This window comes from Vibrio sp. TRT 17S01, assembly GCF_050113695.1.
Lineage (GTDB): Bacteria > Pseudomonadota > Gammaproteobacteria > Enterobacterales > Vibrionaceae > Vibrio.
Genome location: NZ_JBNJOG010000001.1, coordinates 421,592 through 444,460 on the forward strand (window position 1 = coordinate 421,592; position 22,869 = coordinate 444,460).

General features: G+C 44.3%; 18 protein-coding genes. 12 read left to right on the forward strand and 6 right to left on the reverse strand.

All coding sequences use genetic code 11. From position 1 onward, the window contains the following. Positions 1 to 7: 7 nt before the first annotated feature. Together ACQEXS_RS01880 and ACQEXS_RS01885 are read right to left on the reverse strand one after the other, a co-directional pair. The gene (locus tag ACQEXS_RS01880) at positions 8 to 1,918 is read right to left on the reverse strand and encodes an alkaline phosphatase D family protein (RefSeq protein WP_427012820.1); all 1,911 of its coding nucleotides are present in this window, start codon (positions 1,916 to 1,918) and stop codon (positions 8 to 10) included. Continuing rightward, on the reverse strand, positions 1,918 to 2,286 hold the full coding sequence (locus tag ACQEXS_RS01885) for a hypothetical protein (RefSeq protein WP_427010236.1): 369 nt from the start codon (positions 2,284 to 2,286) through the stop codon (positions 1,918 to 1,920). Before ACQEXS_RS01885 ends, ACQEXS_RS01880 begins: the two co-directional genes overlap by 1 nt. Positions 2,287 to 2,406: 120 nt before the next feature. Here ACQEXS_RS01885 and ACQEXS_RS01890 point away from each other — a divergent pair, with 120 nt between their 5' ends. The 8 genes from ACQEXS_RS01890 to ACQEXS_RS01925 all read left to right on the forward strand — a co-directional run bounded on the left by ACQEXS_RS01890 (position 2,407) and on the right by ACQEXS_RS01925 (position 14,031). Beyond that, positions 2,407 to 3,738: a MipA/OmpV family protein gene (locus ACQEXS_RS01890; RefSeq protein ID WP_427012608.1), complete on the forward strand. Its 1,332-nt coding sequence runs from the start codon at positions 2,407 to 2,409 to the stop codon at positions 3,736 to 3,738. Positions 3,739 to 4,162: 424 nt separating this feature from the next. Further along, a complete protein-coding gene (locus ACQEXS_RS01895) occupies positions 4,163 to 6,610 on the forward strand; it encodes a DmsA/YnfE/YnfF family dimethyl sulfoxide reductase (protein WP_427012609.1) in 2,448 nt (815 codons plus the stop codon). Beyond that, positions 6,610 to 7,239, forward strand: coding sequence for a DMSO/selenate family reductase complex B subunit (locus ACQEXS_RS01900; RefSeq protein WP_005483443.1), 630 nt, complete (start codon positions 6,610 to 6,612; stop codon positions 7,237 to 7,239). The genes ACQEXS_RS01895 and ACQEXS_RS01900 overlap by 1 nt, the downstream gene beginning before the upstream one ends. Further along, positions 7,239 to 8,090 (forward strand): dimethyl sulfoxide reductase anchor subunit family protein, encoded by an 852-nt coding sequence (locus ACQEXS_RS01905; protein ID WP_427012610.1) that lies wholly within the window; start codon positions 7,239 to 7,241, stop codon positions 8,088 to 8,090. The genes ACQEXS_RS01900 and ACQEXS_RS01905 overlap by 1 nt, the downstream gene beginning before the upstream one ends. Positions 8,091 to 8,201: 111 nt before the next feature. After that, on the forward strand, positions 8,202 to 8,813 hold the full coding sequence (locus ACQEXS_RS01910) for a TorD/DmsD family molecular chaperone (RefSeq protein ID WP_427012611.1): 612 nt from the start codon (positions 8,202 to 8,204) through the stop codon (positions 8,811 to 8,813). After that, complete coding sequence (locus tag ACQEXS_RS01915; RefSeq protein ID WP_427012612.1) at positions 8,800 to 9,297, forward strand: 4Fe-4S binding protein; 498 nt, start codon at positions 8,800 to 8,802, stop codon at positions 9,295 to 9,297. Before ACQEXS_RS01910 ends, ACQEXS_RS01915 begins: the two co-directional genes overlap by 14 nt. 140 nt (positions 9,298 to 9,437) lie before the next feature. Then, positions 9,438 to 13,367: an ATP-dependent RNA helicase HrpA gene (gene hrpA, locus ACQEXS_RS01920; RefSeq protein ID WP_427012613.1), complete on the forward strand. Its 3,930-nt coding sequence runs from the start codon at positions 9,438 to 9,440 to the stop codon at positions 13,365 to 13,367. Between the two features lie 160 nt (positions 13,368 to 13,527). Further along, positions 13,528 to 14,031: a porin family protein gene (locus tag ACQEXS_RS01925; RefSeq protein WP_367988831.1), complete on the forward strand. Its 504-nt coding sequence runs from the start codon at positions 13,528 to 13,530 to the stop codon at positions 14,029 to 14,031. A gap of 12 nt (positions 14,032 to 14,043) precedes the next feature. Here ACQEXS_RS01925 and ACQEXS_RS01930 read toward each other — a convergent pair whose 3' ends face one another. Further along, positions 14,044 to 14,508 carry a hypothetical protein gene (locus ACQEXS_RS01930; RefSeq protein ID WP_427012614.1) on the reverse strand — a complete coding sequence of 155 codons (465 nt, stop codon included), beginning with the start codon at positions 14,506 to 14,508 and terminating at the stop codon, positions 14,044 to 14,046. A gap of 174 nt (positions 14,509 to 14,682) precedes the next feature. Between ACQEXS_RS01930 and ACQEXS_RS01935 the strand changes: the two genes are divergently transcribed. Further along, the gene (locus ACQEXS_RS01935; RefSeq protein WP_427012615.1) at positions 14,683 to 15,525 is read left to right on the forward strand and encodes an SMP-30/gluconolactonase/LRE family protein; all 843 of its coding nucleotides are present in this window, start codon (positions 14,683 to 14,685) and stop codon (positions 15,523 to 15,525) included. Between the two features lie 424 nt (positions 15,526 to 15,949). Then, the gene (gene ihfA / locus ACQEXS_RS01940) at positions 15,950 to 16,246 is read left to right on the forward strand and encodes an integration host factor subunit alpha (RefSeq protein ID WP_367988834.1); all 297 of its coding nucleotides are present in this window, start codon (positions 15,950 to 15,952) and stop codon (positions 16,244 to 16,246) included. A 130-nt stretch (positions 16,247 to 16,376) separates the two neighbouring features. Here the strand turns inward: ihfA and ACQEXS_RS01945 are convergent, their stop codons facing one another. Further along, complete coding sequence (locus ACQEXS_RS01945; protein ID WP_367988835.1) at positions 16,377 to 16,697, reverse strand: HI1450 family dsDNA-mimic protein; 321 nt, start codon at positions 16,695 to 16,697, stop codon at positions 16,377 to 16,379. Between the two features lie 2 nt (positions 16,698 to 16,699). Then, positions 16,700 to 17,266: an elongation factor P-like protein YeiP gene (gene yeiP / locus ACQEXS_RS01950; protein ID WP_367988837.1), complete on the reverse strand. Its 567-nt coding sequence runs from the start codon at positions 17,264 to 17,266 to the stop codon at positions 16,700 to 16,702. Between the two features lie 188 nt (positions 17,267 to 17,454). Between yeiP and ACQEXS_RS01955 the strand changes: the two genes are divergently transcribed. Beyond that, complete coding sequence (locus ACQEXS_RS01955) at positions 17,455 to 18,222, forward strand: nucleotidyltransferase domain-containing protein (protein ID WP_427012821.1); 768 nt, start codon at positions 17,455 to 17,457, stop codon at positions 18,220 to 18,222. Positions 18,223 to 18,298: 76 nt separating this feature from the next. Continuing rightward, positions 18,299 to 20,362, forward strand: a complete 2,064-nt coding sequence (locus tag ACQEXS_RS01960) for a PTS sugar transporter subunit IIC/EAL domain-containing protein (protein ID WP_427012616.1) — start codon at positions 18,299 to 18,301, stop codon at positions 20,360 to 20,362. On the opposite strand, the gene ACQEXS_RS01965 is transcribed toward ACQEXS_RS01960, so the two are convergent. Then, the gene (locus ACQEXS_RS01965; RefSeq protein WP_427012617.1) at positions 20,359 to 22,722 is read right to left on the reverse strand and encodes a DNA polymerase II; all 2,364 of its coding nucleotides are present in this window, start codon (positions 22,720 to 22,722) and stop codon (positions 20,359 to 20,361) included. The two genes, ACQEXS_RS01960 and ACQEXS_RS01965, sit on opposite strands and share 4 nt — an antisense overlap. Positions 22,723 to 22,869: the final 147 nt, after the last annotated feature.

Below are 22,869 nucleotides of genomic sequence, written 5' to 3' on the forward strand. Positions count from 1 at the left end.
TCAAGTCTTACTCGATTCGTTTAATTGGCATAAACTCAATCGTCTCACCATGCCCAGTGAGAATAGAAATCTGCTTTGGTTTGCCTTGAGCGTCCAATGTGAGTTCTCCTATGGCACTGCTATTTACAAGCCGTTTGTGCCCCGGCGAATCGGGATCGCGCTTATAAATCTTTAATCGCTTTCGTTTGGTGAAGAAATTCAGTGGGGAACGTGGAGAATAGAGCCATCGGTCCATAAAATCGCACAGCGTGAGTAATGGCTCTGGAAATTGGTTCTTAAATCCGCTGCAGGTGATTTGATAAATATTCGGGCTGTTGCCACGAAATCGCAGCTTGATATCGTAGGCGAAAGAATAGTGCACATCACCTGAGAGAATCACAAAATTAGTGGGCGTTTTGGTATGAGTAAAAATACTGATCAAGGTGTTCGCACTTCCCGGATGCGCCATCCAGTTTTCCGCATCAATCAGCAGTGGATAGCCAAGCCAAGTCATTCCCCGTTGTAGTGCTTCAATAAACTTGACGCCGAACATAGGAGCAGCAGAAACCACAATCACTTTATCTTGGTGCATTAATTCCTGCTGAAATTCGATCAGAGCTTCCCAGTCCATCAGCCCAGAAGGTTTATTCATTCGAGATTCGGAGCGCCATCGACGGGTTCGCGTGTCCAACACAACCACCTTAGGGGTGGTTTGAATGGTGTAATGCCAACGCTCAAAGGTAAATAAATACTGGATCAGTTCATCTTGATGTTGTGGCTCAGGAACCTTTAGGTAACGTGCGGTTAAGTCTTTTAACTCGTCAGGAAAATGTGCTGGCTCATTGCCCCAACCTTGGCAGAGCCAATAGGCGATCAGTCCATTACCAATAATTCGCTTAGAAAACGGGTTGGTGTAAGCAGCTTTTTCCCAGCCCACAGTGAGGTTCCAGTCATCCGTAATGTCATGATCATCAAAAATCATGTAAGTCGGGATATGAGCCATCAATCGGCGAACGTTAGGCAAATCCTCGACAAACTGATCGATATTGACCTTCTCTTCACGCCACTGCTGCTGCCATTTCGGTGATAGTGTGCGTTCTGCGTGAGTAAACTGTTGTTCGAGTAAGCGTTCTCTTTGAATGTAGTTCCACAATTCAGGTGACCAGTTTAACAAGTACATCGCAAAGAATTCGGCGAAGGTGATCAGATGGTTTTCACAGTCACGTGAACTAAAAATCGGGATGCCACGTTTTGGCAAAAGCTTTGCCAATAAACCGTCTTCATCTACATAGTGAGGCAGTAGCTGCTCTCGTCCTGCATAGTTATGTTTATGTTGGTACAGCGCTTGGCTGTTTTCAATCGGAGCTTGGGTAAAGGCTTCTTCTGGTAATCCCAACAACGCAATCACTTGCTGAATGGCATCTAACATAGGTAACGCGACGTGATCGGCGTAGATCTGGTCACCGCTCATCATCAGTAAATCAGGCCGTTGCTCCAAGGGTTGCTGAGCCACTTTTTTATCTGCGGCAGCAAGAGCATCTGGACTGGAGTGATGTGGATTTCGACATGAGCCATGCAAAATGTAATCAGCTTTCGAAGAGATGACAAAAGTAGGTCGATTTTCCTCTTGATAACAAAGAGAGGGGATGAGCGCAGATAACGGGCCGCGCTGAGTGACAAACTCGTAACTCAGTGCAGTGTATTCTGGAAAGTGTCCATGAAACTGCCATAGGTAAAGATACGCCTTCTTACCAACTTGAAACGGCTCCGAGCTGCTCAATTCTTGGCAGAAAACCTCACCCATGTCAGGTTCTAGGTAAAGGTGAAACGCACCGTCTATCGGTTCTGAAGTGACACCCCAGAACACCAGCTCAGTCGTTGTGGCTTTACGCAGAATAGGTCCTGCCAAAAATAGCGGTAAGCTCGAGTCGGTGGTCATCATTCCTCAGCTGGATCTTCTGGAACGGCAGGGTCTTCTAGAATCTCAATGATTTCAGAGCTGGAAAGCTCATGACCCATCAAAAAAAGCGCAAGCATGGCGTCTGCTTTAGTTTTCGTATCACTGGAGTCATCCAGAATTTGTTCAAAACGATGACGGATCATCTCCACTTCATGTGAGACGAAGCCCCGTCCTTCATTGTCTCCTTGAATGTCTTCTGGTGCATTATCAAACTCCAGAAATAGATGTTCATCCTCAAGGCGGGTGTGAACTAATAGTTCCGGTAACCATTCATCACCTGTTACAATGTTCGGGTCTATACCTTCAGGCAAAGTATTTAAGATATTTTTAAGTTCAGACGCTTTCACGATCATTCAGTAAGAGTATTTATATCTTTTTATTGTAACGGCGAATCGACCTGAAACCTAAGTATTAGTGACTCATTTATTTATAAAGTGAGCGCGTTGCCGATATTTTCAGAGCATAAAATGATAACAAACAATAAGTTAATCCTATTAAGTGGTTTAGTAGGAGCAGGATTCTCTAGTTCAGCATTCGCAGAGGAAGCCATTACGCGTGTGGTACAAGAGCAAGAGTGGGGCATTGCAGCCGTTGCTCGTGTTGCGTCTATTCCGTTTGCTACAGGGGATGGCGACCAGTCAGTAAGTACCTTTGTTCCGATGATGTTTTTTGAAAATGAGCATGTGTTCATTGATGGGCTAGAAGGTGGTGCTTACCTGTATTCGACAGAGGACAAGCAGTTTGAATTGAGTGCGTTAACTCGCTTACGTTTTGTTGATATCCCCGCATCATCACAAAATGCAAATCAGGGTGATTCGGCAGACTTTGGTGGGCGATTGAGATATCGACTTGATGACTCTTGGCATTTAGATGGCGAAATCATGAGTGACAAGAAGTTTCGTTTCCACGCTAACCTCACGCTGGGAGGTGAAGTGGAGATGGAAGATTGGCAGCTAAAGCCAAGGGTGACTCTACGTTACAAAGATGCGGACTTTAACAGCCAGTATTACGCGCTTTCTGATTATAGTGGCCAGAAAATAGGGGCTGGGATTGATGCAACCATCGGCTTGGATGCGCGATATCACGTGATGTCGAACTTATATCTACTAAGTGGTGCGAGCATCACTCGATTGGACGAAAATGCCTATAGCGCTAGTGCAATCGAGGATCGCTACCAAGGTGAGGTCTTTTTAGGTTTCGGTTTTTTTAATGACCAATCTAAACCACGCAAATCTGAACTAAGTCATAAACGTTACCTTCGGGTGGCACACGGCTGGGCAACGCCATCGAATATTGGCGATATTATGAAGTTCAACACGGAAAAAGATCCGCATAATAACCAACTGACGTCTTTCTTTTATGGACACCCTTTGACTGATGAGTTGTTTGGTTTGCCGCTCGATATTTATTTAACGCCAGGGGTTGTTCACCATTGGCGCTCGAACGTTCAATCTTCAAGTACCGAATACGTGGCAGCAATTAAGGCTTATTACACTTTCAATTGGCCAACAACATGGCGCTTCGGGGTTGCGGAAGGGATGTCTTACGTTGACAACATTACCTATATCGAACAAACCGAGATGGATGAAAAAGGTTATACGCCGAGTAATCTCTTAAATTACCTCGACTTCTCCTTTGATGTTAATGCTGGAGATCTGTTCAATAACAGTGATTTTAAGCATGTGTGGTTTGGTTATTCGCTCCATCACCGAAGCGCTATCTTTGAGAAATCCTCTCAGTATGGCCGGATCAAAGGTGGCAGTAACTACAACACGATTTACGTCCAGTTTGACTTCTAATTATTATTAATTTAGCCCTGAAACTATTCAGGGCTAAATGATAACGATTTATCTTTCTATTATTCAATATTTCCTGATTATATATTTCTTTCGTTATTCTTTTGTCGTGACCTATATATTTAGCTTTTATTTATAATTTAATTATTATTTCAATAATGAAATTTATTTTGGAATATAAGGTTGCAAAAACTCTTGCCATTAATTGATAAACGTCAATTTTAATCTCTACAAGATCATCAAGGATAAGCCCACCGATGATGCGGCTTAGCTTTACTCTTCGTCTTGTTGTCCATTGAGCATTGCTTTGAATTTAAAATTGAGCAATTAAAAATAATTTTTTCTATCCGCATCGCTTTTATTAATCCCTTGGTAAGTCGCCGCTATTACTTATTTGCTAGTAGTGACTGAATATTAGGAATAAGCCATGAATAAAAATGGTAAATTTAATCTCACCCGAAGAGATGCATTAAAGGGTGGGTCTGCACTGGGCGCACTTGCGGTAGCAGGAAGTTCACTTTCGCTGCCTTTTTCAACTAAAGCGGTTGCCAAAGAAACGCCAGCAAAACCAGATGAAAAAATTGTCTGGTCGGCATGTACGGTTAACTGTGGTTCTCGTTGTCCGCTGCGTATGCACGTGGTCGATGGTGAAATCAAATGGGTAGAAACTGATAACACAGGCAAAGATGTATTTAATCAGAGCCACCAAGTTCGTGCTTGTTTGCGTGGTCGCTCTATGCGTCGCCGTGTTTACTCGCCAGACCGTTTGAAATACCCACTGCTTCGCGTTGGTAAACGTGGTGAAGGTAAGTTCAAACGCATCTCTTGGGATGAAGCCTTTGACCTCATTGGTAACAACCTAAAACGCATCATTAAAGATTACGGTAATGACGCGGTTTACCTAAACTACGGTACGGGTACCTTGGGTGGTACGGTAACTAAGAGTTGGGATCCGAGCGCGACATTGGTTGCACGTATGATGAACCTTTGTGGTGGCTACCTGAACCACTATGGTGACTACTCAGCAGCAAACATCGAATGTATGTCTGAGTATTTCTATGGCACTTGGGTAGACAACAACTCGATTGACGACGTACAAAACGCAGATCTTTGTCTGATGTTTGGTAACAACCCTGCAGAAACTCGTATGTCGGGCGGTGGTCAGGTTCATAACTACGTGGACGCAAAAAACATCAGCCACACACGTACGATCTGTATCGACCCTCGTTACACAGATACTGCCGCTGGTCGTGAAGACCAATGGGTACCAATCAAGCATGGTACTGACGCAGCATTGATCGCTGCTATCGCACATGTATTGATTACGGAAGACAAAGTCGACCAAGATTTCCTTGATCGCTACTGTGTGGGTTACGACCGTAAAACTCTGCCTGCGTCAGCGCCAGAAAACGGCAGCTACAAAGATTACATCATGGGCACAGGTCCGGATGGTATCGAGAAAACGCCAGAGTGGGCTCAGCCAATCACAGGTATTCCTGCTGATGTGATCTTGAAACTTGCGCGTGAAATCGGCGATGCAAAACGCATTTACATCACCCAAGGTTGGGGTCTACAACGTTCAGCAAACGGTGAGCAAGCGTGTAAAGCGATCATGATGCTGTCTCTGCTTCGTGGTCAGGTTGGTCTACAAGGTGGTGGTACTGGTGCTCGTGAGGGTAACCACTCATACCCATTCCAACGCTTCCCGAAAGTGCCAAACCCGATCAGCGCTTCCATCCCAATGTTCCTTTGGACAGACGCGATTTTCCGCGGCACAGAGATGACCGATCTTACTGACGGCATTAAAGGCGTTCAGAAGCTACAAAACAACATCAAGTTCATTTGGAACTACGCAGGTAACTGTCTGATTAACCAACACTCAGATATCAACCGCACACACGAAATTCTTCAAGATGAAAAAGCGTGTGAAATGATTGTGGTGATCGACAACCACATGACGTCGTCTGCGAAGTATGCCGATATCGTACTGCCAGACTGTACAACGTCAGAGCAGTCAGATTTCTGTATGGATGGTGCTGCTGCATCAATGCCTTACTTCATCTTTGCAAGCCAAGCGATTCAACCTCGTTTCGAATGTAAGCCAATCTACGACATCATGTCTGGTGTGGCGAAGCGCATGGGCGTGTTTGATGAATTTACTGAAGGTCGCACTCAAGAAGAGTGGCTACAGTGGATGTATGCTGAGACCGTTAAACAAAACAACGATCCAAACCTACCGTCTTACGATGAGATGAGAAAGCAGGGCATCTACAAGAAGCAATTCGACCGTCCATATGTGGCGTTTGAAGATTTCCGTCGTGACCCAGAAGCGAATCCGTTGCCTTCACCGTCAGGTAAGATTGAGATCTACTCAGAGACGTTAGCGAAGATCAACGAAGAATGGGAACTGGACGAAGATGAGTCCATCAAGCCATTGCCTGAATACGTTTCGACGTTCAACGGCTGGGATTCGCCAGATCGTAAAGAGTTCCCACTTCAGTTGACGGGCTTCCACTACAAAGCTCGTGCGCACTCTACGTACGGCAACGTCGACATCCTAAAAGCAGCGGCACCACAAGAGCTTTGGATCAACCCAGTCGATGCGGCTTCTCGCAATATTGATAACGGCGATTTGGTCAGCGTGCGCAGCAAGTTCGGTGAAATGAACGTTCGTGTAAAAGTGACCCCACGCATCATGCCGCATGTGGTTGGTTTAGGTGAGGGCGCATGGTATGCACCAAACGCAAAAGGTGTTGACCAAGCGGGTTCAATCAACGTACTGACGACACAACGTCCGAGCCCGTTGGCAAAATCAAACCCGAGCCATACCAACCTCGTTGAAGTGACGCTAATTAAGAAAATGGGGGCTAAATAATGAGCACAGCGAAGCAGTATGGCTTTTACATTGATTCAAGCAAATGTACTGGCTGCAAAACATGTCAGCTCTCTTGTAAAGACAACAAAGATCTGGGTATCGACCGTAACTTCCGTCGTGTTTACGAATACGTAGGCGGCAACTGGACAGAAGAAAACGGCGCGTTCCGTCAAAACGTGTTCGCGTATTACCTATCGATCTCTTGTAACCACTGTACTAACCCAGCGTGTACCAAGGTTTGTCCATCAGGTGCAATGCACAAGCGTGAAGAAGACGGCTTTGTTGTTGTCGATGAAAGCGTGTGTATTGGCTGTAAATCTTGTCACATGGCATGTCCATACGGTGCGCCTCAATACAGCGAAGAAAAAGGTCACATGACTAAGTGTGATGGCTGTTACGAACGTGTCGCAGAAGGTTTAATGCCGATCTGTGTGGACAGCTGTCCATTGCGTGCGATTGAGTTTGGTCCAATTGATGAGCTACGCGCGAAATACGGTTCAAACGCGGATGTGGCACCACTGCCAGATTCTCGCATTACTAGCCCGAACCTTATCGTGAAGCTGAATCCAAATGGTCGTCCAACCAATGACCGCACTGGTTTCCTACAGAATCCAAGAGAGGTGAAATAATGTTATACGAAGCACCATTAGTTGCCTTTACGGTTCTTGCTCAAACTGCGGTTGGCGCGCACTTAACGGTTAACGCGTTCGAGAAATTCGGTAAGCCACCACGCGTGACAGAACCTCGTATGAACATCGCCCGTTTCGCTATTTTGGTTGTAATGGGGTTGGGTTTCTTGTTCTCAACCACTCACTTAGGTAGCCCACTTCGTGCCTTCAACGCATTAAACCGTGTTGGCAGTGCAGCGCTATCTAACGAGATCTTAACGGGTGCAAGCTTCTTGTCTCTAGCGGGTTTGTACTGGTTGCTAACGATTCTAAAAATCGGCAGCGAAGGCGTTCGCAAAATTGTGAACTGGTTGTCTATCGTGGTTGGCGTGATTTTCATGTTCGCGATGGCAAATGTTTACCAAATCGAAACGGTACCAGCATGGTACTCACCAATGACAACGGTTGCGTTTTGGTTCACGGTCGTGACTTCAGGCCTAATGTTTGGTTACACGCTGATCAACGTATTGGACGTGACGGCTGAGAAAACCAATCGTCGCCTTATGTGGGCTGGTGTCAGTCTGATTGCGCTGAACCTAGCGTTCTCAGTAATGCAGACGATTTACTTCGCAGGTATCTCAACGGCGATTCACAGTGGCTTGGATCAAATCACCATGTTATCTGGCTATGTTGCCGGTCACGTGCTGTTGCTTGTGGTTGCTGCTGCTCTTTGGGTATTCGCTGAGTTGTTTACTGCAGAAGGTCGTCAGAAGAACTTGCTGGTTATCGTGGCATTCGTTGCCTTGTTCGTTGCAGAGATTCTGGGTCGCAACGTGTTCTACGGCATGCACTTTACATCTGGTTTGTACTAATAACCGTTATTTGTACTGATAACCATTAATGGAGGGGGGCGAGTGTTCGTCCCACCTCTTTTCCGTTTTACTTAATCGAAGAATAAAAACACCAGTCATCAAAGGTACTTCATGCAAATTTCTCAACTTGAACCACAAGATACCAGCATCGTTCTTAAGCTGTTTGGTGCACTGTTTTACTACCAGCCAAAAGATTACCCAGCGACAAATCTCGATACGTTGCTGAGCAATACTGACACACCAATCGAAGCGCTTAATGACATGCTACGCAGCTTTCAAAGCGAGAGCGAAGAGGTACTGCAAATGGAGCACGATCGCATGTTTTCCGGTATTGGTGAGATGCCAGCGCCACCTTGGGGGTCGGCTTATCTAGATAAAGAAGCAGTGTTGTTTGGTGAATCAACCATTGAATATCGTTACTTCTTGCAGCGTTGTGGTTTTGCTTTGGAATCTGACCAACGTGAGCCAGAAGACCAGATCGGCTTGATGCTGATGGTGTTAGGCATGTTGATTGAAACTGAACAGCAAAAACTGGCGGCTGAAATGCTGCGCGAACACTTGATGACGTGGTTTGGTTTTTTCAACAAGCGCTTCAAAAAAGCGGTGACTCTCACGCCTTACTCAAAACTGTCGAACCTTACTGAAGAATTACTTCAATCCTTGAGTGAGCAATACCAAGTCGTTGTGCCAGCAAAGAGAGATTACTCGGATGCGCCAGTCTGAATCGGTTGATCTAAGCAAGCGACGTCTGTTTTCGTTCCGTCGCGCGCCAGTGGAACAAGCTCAAGAGCCTCGTGTTAAAGCGAGACCGCCTTATGCGGTGGAAGAGTCGATGTTCACAAGGCTATGTGATGGATGCGGAAAGTGCGCTTCTGCATGTCCAAGCCAAATCATAGAAATGGTTGATGGCGTTGCCGCGTTAGACATTAGTTACTCGGCATGTGATTTATGCGGCGCGTGTAAGTCGGCGTGCCCTACATTAGCACTTTCAAACCAAACAGAGTCTACAGGCTTGATAGCCACTATCTCGAACAGCTGCGAAAACTTATACGGTTATTGCGGCAGTTGCGAGGACAGTTGCCCATATGATGCTTTGCAATGGCAAGATGATATCAAACCTAAAATTGACGCCGCCAAATGCAAAGGTTGCGGACAATGCGCCAGTGCTTGTTATACAGGAACCATTCACTTCAACCTTCGACGCTAGCTCATGTGTTAGAAGCCTGTTTGAAGGCATCTACTACGTGATTCTCGCCTTTAATATTACGTTTCCCTAAGTTACTTGGAGTCATAGAGCTGTGATACAATCCGCGCAGTTTTATGTAATGAAAAGAAATAGGAAACGCTTTGACTTCGTCACAGCCTAATAAATCTGTCGAAACAGAACAGAAAGCTCAAGCGAATAGTGCGGCATCACTACGCAAGGCACTGAATCAGTGCATGATGCGTGACCGCTTCCGCTTAAGCAAACGTATTTCCGGTGCGAACAAAATTAAGAAAGATACAGCGCGTAACGCTGTGTTCGATGAAATTGCGCTGGATATTGCCAAATCTATGATGGTTGCCGAGCAACGTGGCAGCCAACAACCAACGATTGAATACCCAGAAATCCTGCCAGTCAGCCAGAAACGCGACGACATTGCCAAAGCAATTGAAGAAAACCAAGTGGTTATCGTTGCGGGTGAGACTGGTTCAGGTAAAACCACTCAGCTGCCAAAAATCTGTGCTGAGCTTGGTCGTGGTAAGTTCGGTCTGATTGGTCACACTCAGCCTCGTCGACTTGCGGCGCGTTCGGTTGCAAACCGTATTGCCGAAGAGATGGAAACCAAGCTTGGTGAGTTTGTTGGTTACAAGGTTCGATTCAACGATCAGATCTCTGAAAACACTCAAATCAAATTGATGACGGACGGTATCTTGCTGGCTGAAATTCAGCATGACCGTTTCTTGAATCAATACGATACCATCATTATCGATGAAGCGCACGAGCGCAGCCTTAACATCGATTTCATTTTGGGTTACTTGAAAGAGTTGCTACCACGTCGTCCTGATCTGAAAGTGATCATCACGTCGGCAACCATCGACCCTGAGCGTTTTTCAAAACACTTCAACAATGCACCAATCATTGAAGTCTCGGGCCGCACTTACCCAGTAGAAACGCGTTACCGTCCATTACGTGGTGACGACGATAACGATCGTGATCAGCTTGAAGGTATTTTCGAAGCGGTAGATGAACTGTGCGATGAAGGGTTAGGTGACATCCTAATCTTCATGAACGGTGAGCGTGAGATCCGCGATACCGCTGATGCACTGTCTAAACGTAACCTGAAGAGTACGGAAATTGTGCCGCTTTACGCACGTTTGTCGGCGGGTGAGCAGAACAAGATTTTCCAACCTCATGCCGGTCGCCGAATTGTACTGGCAACCAACGTAGCAGAAACCTCGTTGACGGTTCCGGGCATCAAGTACGTTATTGACCCTGGTACAGCTCGTATCAGCCGATACAGTTACCGTACTAAAGTTCAGCGTCTTCCAATCGAGCCAGTTTCTCAAGCGAGTGCGAACCAACGTAAAGGTCGTTGTGGTCGTGTGGAAGAGGGTATCTGTATTCGTCTGTACTCAGAGGAAGATTTTGAGTCACGTCCGGAGTTTACCGATCCTGAAATCCTGCGTACTAACCTAGCGTCGGTTATCTTGCAGATGACCGCACTTGGTTTGGGCGATATTCAAGCCTTCCCATTTGTGGAAGCACCTGACAAACGTAACATCCAAGACGGTGTTCGCTTGTTGGAAGAGCTGGGTGCGATTAACGCCGAAGCGAAGGACGCGAAAAAACGTCTAACCAGCATTGGTCGCCAACTTGCACGCCTTCCAATCGACCCACGTTTAGCACGTATGGTATTGGAATCACCAAAGCAAGGCGCGTTGAAAGAAGTGATGATCATCGCGGCGGCATTGTCGATTCAAGACCCGCGCGAGCGTCCAAGTGACAAGCAGCAATCATCAGATGATAAGCACAAACGTTTCTTCCATGAAGACTCAGATTTTCTGACGTTTGTGAACCTGTGGGATTACATCCAGAAGCAGCAAAAAGCGCTAACGGGTAACCAGTTCCGCAAGCAATGTAAACAAGATTACTTGAACTACTTGCGCGTGCGTGAGTGGCAAGATGTGTACTTCCAAATTCACCAGTCGATGCGTGAAATGGAATTCAAACTGAACGATGAGCCTGCGTCTTACCATGGCGTACACAGCTCAATCCTAGTCGGTTTGTTGTCACACATTGGTATGAAAGACCAAGAGAAGAATGAATACCAAGGCGCGCGTAACGCTCGTTTCCATATCTTCCCTGCATCAGGTCTATTCAAGAAACAGCCTAAGTGGATCATGTCTGCTGAGTTGGTGGAAACCTCAAAACTTTGGGGTCGTATCATCGCCAAGATTCAACCTGAGTGGATTGAACCGTTAGCGAAGCACCTGATTAAGCGCAGCTACAGCGAGCCACATTGGTCGAAGAAACGTGCAGCAGTTATGGCACACGAGAAAGTGATGCTTTACGGCGTGCCAATTGTACCGAAGCGTTTGGTGAACTACGGCAGTATCGATCCAACCGTCAGTCGTGAACTATTCATTCGTAGTGCGCTGGTGGAAGGTGAGTGGGAAACCAAGCACGCGTTCTTCAAGCAAAACCGTAAGCTTCTTCAAGAAGTGGAAGAGCTTGAACACAAATCTCGTCGCCGTGACATCTTGGTCGATGACGATGAACTGTTTGATTTCTACGATCAACGCGTTGGCACTGAAGTGGTTTCTGGTAAACACTTCGATACATGGTGGAAGAAAGCATCGAAAGACAACAAAGAGCTGCTGAACTTCGAGAAAGAGATGCTGTTCAAGGGCGATGCAAGCCACGTTACCGATTTGGATTACCCGAACTTCTGGCATCAAAACAATCTGAAACTTAAGCTGAGCTACCAGTTTGAGCCGGGCGAGGACAGCGATGGTGTCACAGTTCACTTACCGCTGCCGATCTTGAACCAAGTTGAGCCTGCAGGTTTTGACTGGCAGATCCCAGGTCTGCGTCATGAGCTTGTGGTGAGCTTGATTAAATCGCTGCCGAAGACAGTGCGTAAGAACTTTGTTCCTGCGCCAAACTACGCCGATGCATTTTTGGCTCGTGTTACGCCGATGGAAGCGCCTTTGCTTGACTCATTAGAGAAAGAGCTACGCCGAATGACGGGCGTCGAAGTATTGCGTGAAGATTGGAACATGGACCAACTTCCGGAGCACTTGAAGGTGACATTCCGTGCGGTTGACCATAGAAATCGCAAGTTGAAGGAGAATAAAGATCTTCATGAACTGAAAGAAAGCTTGAAAGACAAAGTTCAAGAAACGCTTTCAAAAGTAGCGGATGACGATATCGAACAAGAAGGTCTGCATACGTGGAGCTTTGGTGAACTGCCTAAGGTGTACCAACAAAAACGCGGTGGTTACGACGTTAAAGCGTACCCAGCGATTGTGGATGCTAAAGACAGTGTTGAAATCAAACTGTACGAGACCGAATACGAGCAGGTCACAGCAATGCAAGCGGGTCAGCGACGACTGATTCTGTTGAACGTGCCGTCTCCGATAAAATATTTGCACAGCAATTTGCCCAATAAATCAAAGCTCGGCTTATACTTTAACCCTTACGGTAAAGTTCTGGATCTGATCGATGACTGTATTGCCTGTGGTGTTGATAAGCTTATTGAAGAGCAGGGCGGTTTGGTTTGGGAACCGGAGCAATTTGACGCGCTAAAAGAACACGTTCGCGCAGAACTTGGTGATACTGTGGTGGAAATTGCACAGCAAGTGGAAACCATTCTCACGACGGCCTTCAATATCAATAAGAAGTTGAAAGGTAAGATCGATTTCACGATGGCGTTCGCGTTATCAGACATCAAAGCACAAATCGAAGGGCTGATCTTCAAAGGCTTCGCAACAGAATGTGGCTGGAAACGTCTGCCTGATATTCTGCGTTACATGCGCGCGATTGAACGTCGTATGGAAAAGCTGCCGATCGATCCAAACAAAGACCGTTTGCACATGCTGAAAGTGGAATCCGTTACGAGCGACTACAAAGAGTTGCTCAACAAAATTCCAAAAGGCATGGTGGTTCCGGAGAATGTAAAAGAGATCCGCTGGATGCTCGAAGAGCTTCGTGTGAGTTTCTTTGCACAACAATTGGGTACTCCTTATCCGGTTTCAGATAAACGAGTCAAAAATGCGATTAACGAATGTTAAGTAATCAATACCTAGGTGAAATATAACGTTATTTAATTTTACTTGGGTATATAACTTGCATACGATATAACAAATTCAATAGAACACGGAATTTTGACACGTAATGGCAAGCAGTTGCCGCATTATTCGTCGTCAAATTAACACATAGAGAAGGTTAATTATGAAAAAGACACTACTAGCGCTTGCTTTAATTGGCGCATCAGCGACGGCTTCAGCAGACTCATGGATTTACGGTAGCGCAAGCGTCGGTCAAGGCGACATGGGTGGTGATTCATCGACGAGTTACAATGTTCATGTTGGTACAGGTATTCTTCCTTTCATTGGTCTGGAAGCGGGTTACCAAAACCATGGTGAGTTTACTAACATCACTTATGGTAATTTGGCTGGTATCAATCTAGAAGGTCGCTCGGTTTACTTTGCAGCAAAACCTAGCATTGACTTTGGTCCTCTTCATGTTTACGCGAAAGCGGGCTTACACTCATATGAGCTAAAAGGCATTAACGGTACGAATTTCAATGAAGATGAAATTGATACGATGTACGGTGTGGGTGCCGAGTACTTCATCATGGGGCCTATTTCTCTAGGTGCTAGCTACAGCATTTACTCGATGAAAGAAGAAGATGTGAAGAACTTCTCGCTAAACGCAACGTTCCACTTCCTATAAGAAAAAAGCCGCTTAAAGCGGCTTTTTTTCATCAAGCTGGATGCCGACGGCATCCAGTCTTGCAATGTTTGACTGCATTGATCCCAGATACCACTCTTTTGGCATTGCGTTTAGTAAGCCTGCATTTTTTAATTGTCTAAATTCTTCCTCACTAATCACAACATAGCCTTGCAACGAATCGAGAAGTTGCTTCAGTGCGTCCTTTGTTTCAAGTAATCCCTGCTTCGACTGATACTTTATCCGCCCGACAATACAGTCATTGGGTATCAACGGTACTAATCGGCCAGAGTCGCGAGCGGCACATTTGGTTGATAAAGGGGCATTTCGTTTCATTGTTTCCCAGCATGGCTTATTGTTTTTAGTCGTTTGTTGGTGTGTATAGGCGTAATAAGGAAATAAGAAACGTTCAATTGATTGCCAGCGCCGAGTTTGGATTTCGAACCATATGTGTTGCAGTTCTATAAAGGCGTCATTCATACGAGATTGCAAGCTAAGAGTAGTGCGAAGCAGTGTAGCGTTAATGTAGAAGCAAACACAAATGGAATGTCACTGATTGTTGCGATATGGAAACAGTGATTGAATTGATGATGTATATATCAACAAAGTAAATGGCTCTAGTATTCATTCGTCAAATAAATGGAGACGAATGACATGATTAAACATATTTTACTTTCAACAGTTGCATTGACTTTTAGTCACATGGCGATTGCAGAACCTCAGTTTATTACCAATGTTTCTGATCTGGCTGGGGCTGAATCCGTGGTTTATGACTCACAGCGCCAAGTTTACTTTGTGTCATTGCAAGCGGGTAATAAAAACGAGGATGGCTCTGTAGTTGTTCTTAATCAGGATAAGAAGTTTATTGCGACGGTTGCTTCTGGGTTACAAGACCCAAAAGGCATCGCTGTAAAAGGTGACTTTCTATATGTCGGGGATATGAAGCACTTGGTGGAAGTGGATTTAAGATCTGGCGCAATCAAAAAGTATCAGCCGAAAGGAGCTGAGTTCTTAAATGACGTTGCTATCGACAAATCAGGTGATATCTATGTGTCTGATATGTTTACGTCCACGATTTACAAATTAAGTGATGGTGAGATCAGCTCGTGGATAAGTTCATCAAAATTAGAAAATCCAAATGGAATGCTATTTGTTGGTGATGCTCTATACATTGCTGCTTGGGGTTCATTTAGTGATGGGAATCCACTGAAAGCCCCTTATGGAAATTTACTCAAAGTCGATGTAGCTTCACAGCAGGTTTCTTCATTAACAAAGCAGCCTTTGGGCAACCTAGATGGAATCCAATTAGACAAAAATGGAGACTTCATCCTATCTGACTGGAAACGTGGTTTGATTTTTTCAGTGAGCTCAAAAGGGGACAGTAAGGTTGTTATTGATGTGGCACAAGGGGCTGGTGATATTCACTATAATATTGACGAACAAACATTGTTGATACCGATGGCTCTGGACGGCGAACTTCTTGAATACCGATTTTAATGAAATGGGGCTTAGCCCCATTTTGTTGTACAAGGTATTTATAAGCTAGCATTTTGTAAATTAGGTGCATATAGAAACCTATTAAATAACACCTTGAGTTATAAAGTCTTATCTAACTTTACACAAAATTTTCAAAACTCCATTCCGTAGTTTTAAATTTTGTTTATTGGTTTTAAATTGGTGTTTTGTTTTGGTTTGGCCTTGTGAATGCCATAAATATCACTGATATTTACTGTTTCAATACGTTTCTATCTATTTGTTTTATTTCACGAATTTACAATGCCTACTTAAAAAAGTTGGCGTAAATCATAAGGTTGGCATACACTTTCCAAGGTAAAGCCGATATGTTGTTGATTGGCGAAGCGAAATGCTTTGGTGCTGCTTAGTTCGCAGCAATGTTTAACACAGCTTTGAGGAAAGTTTTATGGCGCTCACAAAGGCCGAACTGGCTGAGAACCTGTTTGAAAAGCTTGGATATAGTAAACGGGATGCCAAGGAAACGGTTGAGGCGTTTTTCGAAGAAATTCGTAAGGCACTAGAAAGTGGCGAACAGGTAAAACTATCTGGATTTGGTAATTTTGATCTTAGAGATAAAAATGAACGTCCGGGTCGAAATCCGAAGACAGGCGAAGATATTCCTATCAGTGCTCGACGAGTAGTGACCTTCCGCCCAGGGCAAAAATTAAAAGCCCGAGTAGAAAATATCAAGATTGAAAAATAATCTGAGTGACCACGTGGTTTTTGCGTGGTTTTCTACTTTTAGATCTTAGATTTGATGTATGCGTAAGTATGCATTAACGCTAAGCTGCACCCAAGAAAAAACCCAAGTACGCGTACTTGGGTTTTTCGTTTTAGTCACGTTTCCACAAAATGTGGCAGAACTTATGTTCTGGATCTCGGCTAATGAGTAGACGTGCAAATACATCATCTAACACATCGTTTTCCTCGTTAACTAATCCAACGCGAACCTCTGCGTAAGTGTCTTTATCAACATCAAAGCCTACGTGTTCAGCCCAGTCATCACCAGTTTCTACTAGCTCTGCTGCACCACGCTCTTCAAATTGTGCTGTAAATATAATGACATCCGCAGCTTCTAAATTATCAGGAGCCATTTCTAGAAAAATGTCATATGCAGTGTCGATCGCGTCATCGTAGGACATTAAATCAGACATAGTTATGCTCGGCTCATGTATTTACGTTCTGTGGTGTTCACGACAATGCGATCACCTGTCGCAATGTACTCAGGAACTTGAACGACTAACCCTGTTGAGAAGCGAGCTGGTTTAGTTCGTGCAGAAGCTGACGCGCCTTTAATTGAAGGGTCGGTTTCTTCAATAACGAGTTCTACTGACGCTGGTAGTTCAATTGCAACCGCATTACCGTTAACTAAAATGACGTGCAAACCTTGAATTTCTTCAGTGATGAACAGTAGCTCATCTTCAATGTCAGACTGTTTAAATGTGAATTGTGAGTAATCTTCATTATCCATGAAAATGTATTCATCGCCGTCCACATAAGAGAATGCAGCTGCACGCTTGTACATGTCAACGGTGTCGACAACGTCATCTGATTTGTAACGCTCATCAACACGTGAGCCAGTTGAAAGGTCAGTACAACGAAGTTTGTAGATTTTTGCACCACCACGGCCACCCGGTGTGGTTACTTCAATGTCTTTAATCAGTAGTGTTTTGCCATTGCTTTCAATCGCAAAGCCTTTTTTTAACTCACTTGCCTTTGGCATGACAGTTATCCTTCATAGATGTATCGATGTTTCGGTCGGCATTATATACTCAAGTCTGAAAATGTTCTCATACATTTCGTATCTAGGGTTCATTTTCTAAACACGAGTATCTAGAGACGAATCAAATGCTTGATTCGTCAGAAGCTCTGAGAGAACATTACTTAACTAGCCCACAATTCATTATGTCCATGCTACTTTCCGTGATAGACCCTCAACAACCCTTTCAACCCGAGTATCAGCCAGCGTTGGAGGATATTTTAAAGCTCCTTAGAGGGGGACTTGGAGAAAACCTTCACAGTGTTTATGTATACGGCAGTGTTGCACGGAAAAAAGCGCGGCCCGGTTTCTCCAATCTCGATATCATCGTTGTTTCAAAACGTAGTTTTAGTGATACCCGTGCGACGTTGTACAACACCATCAAGTGGCGTTTCCAAAAAAGCTATCCGCATATTACGGAAGTGGCATTTAAAACGGTTTTGGCTCAAGAAGTCGCAAGCTTAGACAGTATCTTTTCGTGGGGTTTTTTACTTCGACATTGTGCAGTCTGTATTTATGGTGAAGATTTGTCTGAATGTTTTGGCGATTACGAGCCAAGCTGGGAAATTGCAAAACACTGGAATATGGACGTGGAAGACTGGGTAGCGGTATACCGCCATCGTATTGCTCGCTCTGCAACGGATGCGGAGCAAATTAAAGCACAGAAGATCATCGCCAAAAAACTGTTAAGAGCAAGCTATTCGTTGGTGATGTATAAAGATAAATGTTGGTATGAAGACCCTATCGAGTGTGGTCAGCAATTTCTTCGTTATTATCCAGAAAAACAAGTCGAAATAGAACGGCTTGGTATTTTGCTTACTGGGCGAGTGATTGCGAAACGTTCTGTAGTCGGCATTTTGGATGGCTTCGGAGAGTGGCTAGTGAAGCAATATCAAAAAACTGAATTTAGAATCGGTTAGCGATTTTCTTTAGTCGTTTTTACTAGAGAATTCTTTTCTCCCTGTGCTAACTTTATATGAGTAGTGGGGGGAAAGTATGGCGGGATTACATAGGGTAGTAGCGCGATCTGACTTAGGGATAAAACTCATTTACAGCCGCTATATTGTTTCTTCTTTGAAGGCATTAAGAGAAGGGATGATATGGTTAGTCCCTTGTCTTATGATCTCTTCTTTTGCGTTATTTTTCGCCTGTGTTGGTGAGTTTCTCTATGGTTATCGAACAGAAACGGTGACCACGTTTTATGACATTCATAGCGTCATTGCTCGGTTTTTTCCCTACTTAATGACGTCGACTATTTCCTATGTTTTAGCCATGCAATGGCGTCTTCCTCGGCCACCCATAGCGCTGCTTTCTGTGTTGTATTTAATCATTATTGGAGAAATATTACCGACAGAACAAACGGTGCTCACCTTCAATATCATCATGGCGATTCTTACGCCATTGTACGCCATTCCTTTTCTTGCCTATTTGCTGCGCTTTAATGTTTTGCAACTGACTCGTAGCGAAAGCGCTGGTCAGATTGTGAAAGAGTCACTGAATCTTGTACTTCCGGCAATTTTGACGGCTGGTTTGGTATTGGTGGTTAACTACTCGCTATTGATGAGCGTAACTCAGATACCAGTCCTTGAACTGATTGTTCTTGATTATGCCAATGAACCCACATGGTTTGGTGTCATGTTTGCAGCATTCAATTCAACGCTGTGGTTTTTTGGTATTCATGGGTATTACGCTTTGCTGCCAATGGTGGATTTACTGCAAGAGGCCAGTAATCTGAATTACTCTACGGTTTTGGCCGGAGGGGCTGGTCAATATCACATGAACCTCTCTTTTATGGGGGCGTTTGTTTTTATCGGGGGGGCAGGGTCGACACTATCGCTTGTGATTGCATTGCTGTTATTTGCAAAACAAAAAAGCCTGAAGATGATTGCGCTTGCAAGTATTCCTATCGGGCTGATTAACATCAATGAAATCTTGCTCTTTGGCTTACCTATCATCTTTAACCCGCGTTTGTTTATCCCTTTCTTGTTGGCGCCCATTGTGAATGTTGTTGTCGCAATGATGGCCGTTTCTTTGGAACTGGTTGCTTCACCGAGTGTTTCTGTCCCTTTTAATAGTCCAATATTGATCAATGCTTGGATGTCGACTTCTGGAGATTGGGGGGCTGTGGTATTGCAACTCATTAATCTCTTTTTGGGTGTGCTGATTTATTTACCGAGTGTAAGGCGCATGAATTTAGCCGATGCAAAGCATGCCATTCATTTGAGAGCGCTCGACACGACCTATTCACGTAGAGAAGAAGAAGCCAAAACCTTGATGGACGATCCTATTTTTCGAGCGATGCAAAAGGAACGAGAAACGCATCAAGTCGAACAACAATTACAGCAGTTGAGCCACACGGATTTTTGTATCGAATATCAGCCTAAAGTGAACCGAGTTTCTGGAAAAACAGTTGGTTGTGAAGCATTGATTCGGGCAAAAAATGAAAAAGGATCGTTGTTGTACCCTGGGCAATTTATGCCTTGGCTTGAAAAAGCAGGCCTGATGAAAGACGTGGATTTGTGGGTAATTAAGCAGGTAGTCAGAGATATTTCTTATATGCAAATGCAAGGGATTTATTTACCTGTCAGTGTCAATATCACGGCCGCAACTCTAAATGACAATGATTACATGGAGCAGCTTTGCGATGCACTTGGCCAGTATGGTGAGTTTATCCAATTGGAGATCACGGAAGAGTCGCTATTGTTAGATGAAAAACAGCTAGCGCTCGTTTTTAATCAACTTCATCAACTTGGGGTTGAAATTCATATAGATGATTTCGGTACGGGTTTTTCGTCGCTTAGTTATCTCAATAAATTTGAAATAGATGCAATAAAAATTGACCGTTCATTTGTTCTCGCGTTAGAGCATGAAAAGGGGCTTAGCGTCTTTACCAGTATATTGGCTATCGCCGACAAACTTGAGTTGAACGTTGTCGTTGAAGGGGTAGAGTCACAGGAGCAGCTTCAGTATATTCCTGCTAATGATAGTATTGCTGTGCAAGGTTGGCATTACTCTAAGTCACTACCGTTAGAGAAATTTACCCACTATGTTTTGTTTTAAAACAAACCCAATTGGGGCTCACTGAGTGCCTTAAAATCTAGCCCGATAAACGGCAAAATGGCTTCTGCTACTGGTTTGAGTTGTTTTTCAATGTAGTGCTGATAGTCAATTGGGCTTTTTTGATATTCTTTAGGCTCTGGGCCGTTTATGGTGATCACGTATTCAATGCGTCCCCGATTTTGGTATTGCAAAGGTCGGCCTAGTTGCTGGTTTATGTCATCGGCCATTCGTGCCGCACGAACCTGCGGTGGAATGTTTTTTTGATACTCATGCAGTTTTCGACGTAATCGCTTTTGATAAGTCAAAGAGTCATCATTCTGACCACTGAGTGTTGCTTCAACGAATTGACGTACGAACTCAGACGGATTTTCGTTATGGAAAACCATGTGATATAGCGTTTGCTGAAACTGTTGGGCGAGTGGTGTCCAGTCTGTCCTGGCGCTTTCTAGTCCTTTAAATACGATCCGTTCTTGCTCCCCATCTCCCATCAAACCTGCGTAGCGTTTTTTGGAACCTGTTTCTGAACCTCGAATGGTCGGCATTAAGAATTTTTTGTAGTGAGTCTCGTATTCCAGCTCGAGTATGGAATTCAAGTTGTATTCATCTTTGAGGTGTTTGGTCCACCATTGGTTGATGTAATCCACCAATCCGAGACCAATTTCATCGGCTTGCTGTTGTGAAAACTTACCGTTTAATGAGACGAATGTAGAGTCAGTGTCTCCGTAGATTACCTGATAGCCTTTTTCTTCAATTAACACTTTGGTTTGTTTCATGATTTCATGGCCACGCATGGTGATGCTGGACGCCAATCGAGTATCAAAAAATCGGCAACCGGAAGAGCCAAGCACACCATAAAAAGAGTTCATGATGATTTTAATAGCTTGGGAAAAGGCCTTTTCATTGTTCTTCTTAGCGATATCGCGAGCTGCCCACAATTTTTCAATCATCTCTGGCAAAAAGTGCTTTGAGCGATGAAATTGTCCACCTCGAAACCCGGGCACCGCTTGATCACTTTGCTTACCAATGTCTAATTTTAACCCCTCGATTAACCCCATAGGATCAATCAAAAATGAGCGAATGATGGAAGGATAAAGGCTTTTAAAATCAAGAACGAGCACTGAGTCATAAAGGTTTGGAATTGAATCCATAACGTAGCCACCCGGGCTAGCGATCCAATTTTCTGGGTGCAAATTAGGCGCAACGTACCCAGCTCGGTGAATTTGCGGTAAATAAAGGTTAGTGAAGGCTGCGACAGAGCCACCAATTCGATCAAGTTCAACACCGGTGAGTTTAGAACGCTCTATCGCAAACTCAAGTAGGTGAGTATGGGCAAAAATTTTATTTACCAAAACACAGTCTTGTAGATTGTATTTGGCGAGGGAAGGCTTATCCTTCCTGAACATGGTGTTGATCTCATCCATACGGTCGTGGACATTATGGATTTGTTTACCTTCACCAAGTAACTCTTGAGAAACGGCTTCTAAGGACCAACTACGAAAATGGTAAGTCGCCGTTTTAAGCGTATCAATGCCATCCATGACGACACGGCCGGGGATGGAAATAAACGATTGTTGTGTTGTTTTGGATGTTCGAAAGTAGCTTGCCTGATTGCCGCGACCAATGTTTAGTTTAACTTTGTTCCATTCTGCTCGTTTATGCAGTAAGCGGAAATCAAAATCAATCACGTTCCAACCAATAATGACATCGGGGTCAAATTGATTAAACCACCGTACCATCACTTTTAGCAATGCCTCTTCGTTTTCAACCCACTCGATGTTAGTGTCACTTGGTTCTGGTTGGCCAATCATGATCACTCTGCTATCCATTGGGCTATCAAATCCGATGGAATACAGCACACCCTTTTCAGAACACTCGAGATCGAGAGAAACGACTTTTAATGATGGGGTAAATTTGCCTTCACGGCACTTAACATGAGAGTAGCGTGTAAAACTAAATTGTTGCTGGGCTACACCAGTAAACTCAATGCTTCCTTTGATAAATCGTTCCATTAAATAACGATCTGCCAAGCGGATATCGTGTTCTAGCGTTTGAATATCGGCTTGGCGGAGGAGATCTGAGAGAGCATTGCTGTCTTTACTTGTTTGACAGTAGCAAGCGGATAAAGGTGTTTGTGAAAAATCTTTTAAAGGCAGTTCTTTTACTGATAACTCGATACCACCTTGCTGAGCAATTAAGGAGACGGCTTGTTGCTCGGCACTATCAATGAAAAATACTGGCTTTTCGCCACTAACTATAAGCTGGACAGGCCCATTTGCGGTAGAAACCCACAATTCAATTTGAGTGTGACCAGAAATATCACGCGATTGACGTGTTAAGAGAAAGCCTTCTTGTATGGACAATGTATGATACACCGAGTAGACAAAGCGCCTTAATCAGGAGCGACAAAGCCCAAATGGTATCATGGAATGGTCTCTCATGCAGTTGAGAGATGGGGTAACCCGTCTTTAGATGATGAAATAAATTTGCGTACTCTACGCATAATTGCT

Excerpts from the sequence above, each read along its gene's own strand:
- ACQEXS_RS01905 (WP_427012610.1), top strand. The coding sequence starts at position 7,239 with ATGTTATACGAAGCACCATTAGTTGCCTTTACGGTTCTTGCTCAAACT.
- ihfA (WP_367988834.1), top strand. The coding sequence starts at position 15,950 with ATGGCGCTCACAAAGGCCGAACTGGCTGAGAACCTGTTTGAAAAGCTT.
- ACQEXS_RS01910 (WP_427012611.1), top strand. The coding sequence starts at position 8,202 with ATGCAAATTTCTCAACTTGAACCACAAGATACCAGCATCGTTCTTAAG.
- ACQEXS_RS01900 (WP_005483443.1), top strand. The coding sequence starts at position 6,610 with ATGAGCACAGCGAAGCAGTATGGCTTTTACATTGATTCAAGCAAATGT.
- ACQEXS_RS01930 (WP_427012614.1), bottom strand. The coding sequence starts at position 14,508 with ATGAATGACGCCTTTATAGAACTGCAACACATATGGTTCGAAATCCAA.
- ACQEXS_RS01935 (WP_427012615.1), top strand. The coding sequence starts at position 14,683 with ATGATTAAACATATTTTACTTTCAACAGTTGCATTGACTTTTAGTCAC.
- ACQEXS_RS01880 (WP_427012820.1), bottom strand. The coding sequence starts at position 1,918 with ATGACCACCGACTCGAGCTTACCGCTATTTTTGGCAGGACCTATTCTG.
- yeiP (WP_367988837.1), bottom strand. The coding sequence starts at position 17,266 with ATGCCAAAGGCAAGTGAGTTAAAAAAAGGCTTTGCGATTGAAAGCAAT.
- ACQEXS_RS01915 (WP_427012612.1), top strand. The coding sequence starts at position 8,800 with ATGCGCCAGTCTGAATCGGTTGATCTAAGCAAGCGACGTCTGTTTTCG.
- ACQEXS_RS01925 (WP_367988831.1), top strand. The coding sequence starts at position 13,528 with ATGAAAAAGACACTACTAGCGCTTGCTTTAATTGGCGCATCAGCGACG.
- ACQEXS_RS01890 (WP_427012608.1), top strand. The coding sequence starts at position 2,407 with ATGATAACAAACAATAAGTTAATCCTATTAAGTGGTTTAGTAGGAGCA.
- ACQEXS_RS01895 (WP_427012609.1), top strand. The coding sequence starts at position 4,163 with ATGAATAAAAATGGTAAATTTAATCTCACCCGAAGAGATGCATTAAAG.
- ACQEXS_RS01955 (WP_427012821.1), top strand. The coding sequence starts at position 17,455 with ATGCTACTTTCCGTGATAGACCCTCAACAACCCTTTCAACCCGAGTAT.
- ACQEXS_RS01945 (WP_367988835.1), bottom strand. The coding sequence starts at position 16,697 with ATGTCTGATTTAATGTCCTACGATGACGCGATCGACACTGCATATGAC.
- ACQEXS_RS01960 (WP_427012616.1), top strand. The coding sequence starts at position 18,299 with ATGGCGGGATTACATAGGGTAGTAGCGCGATCTGACTTAGGGATAAAA.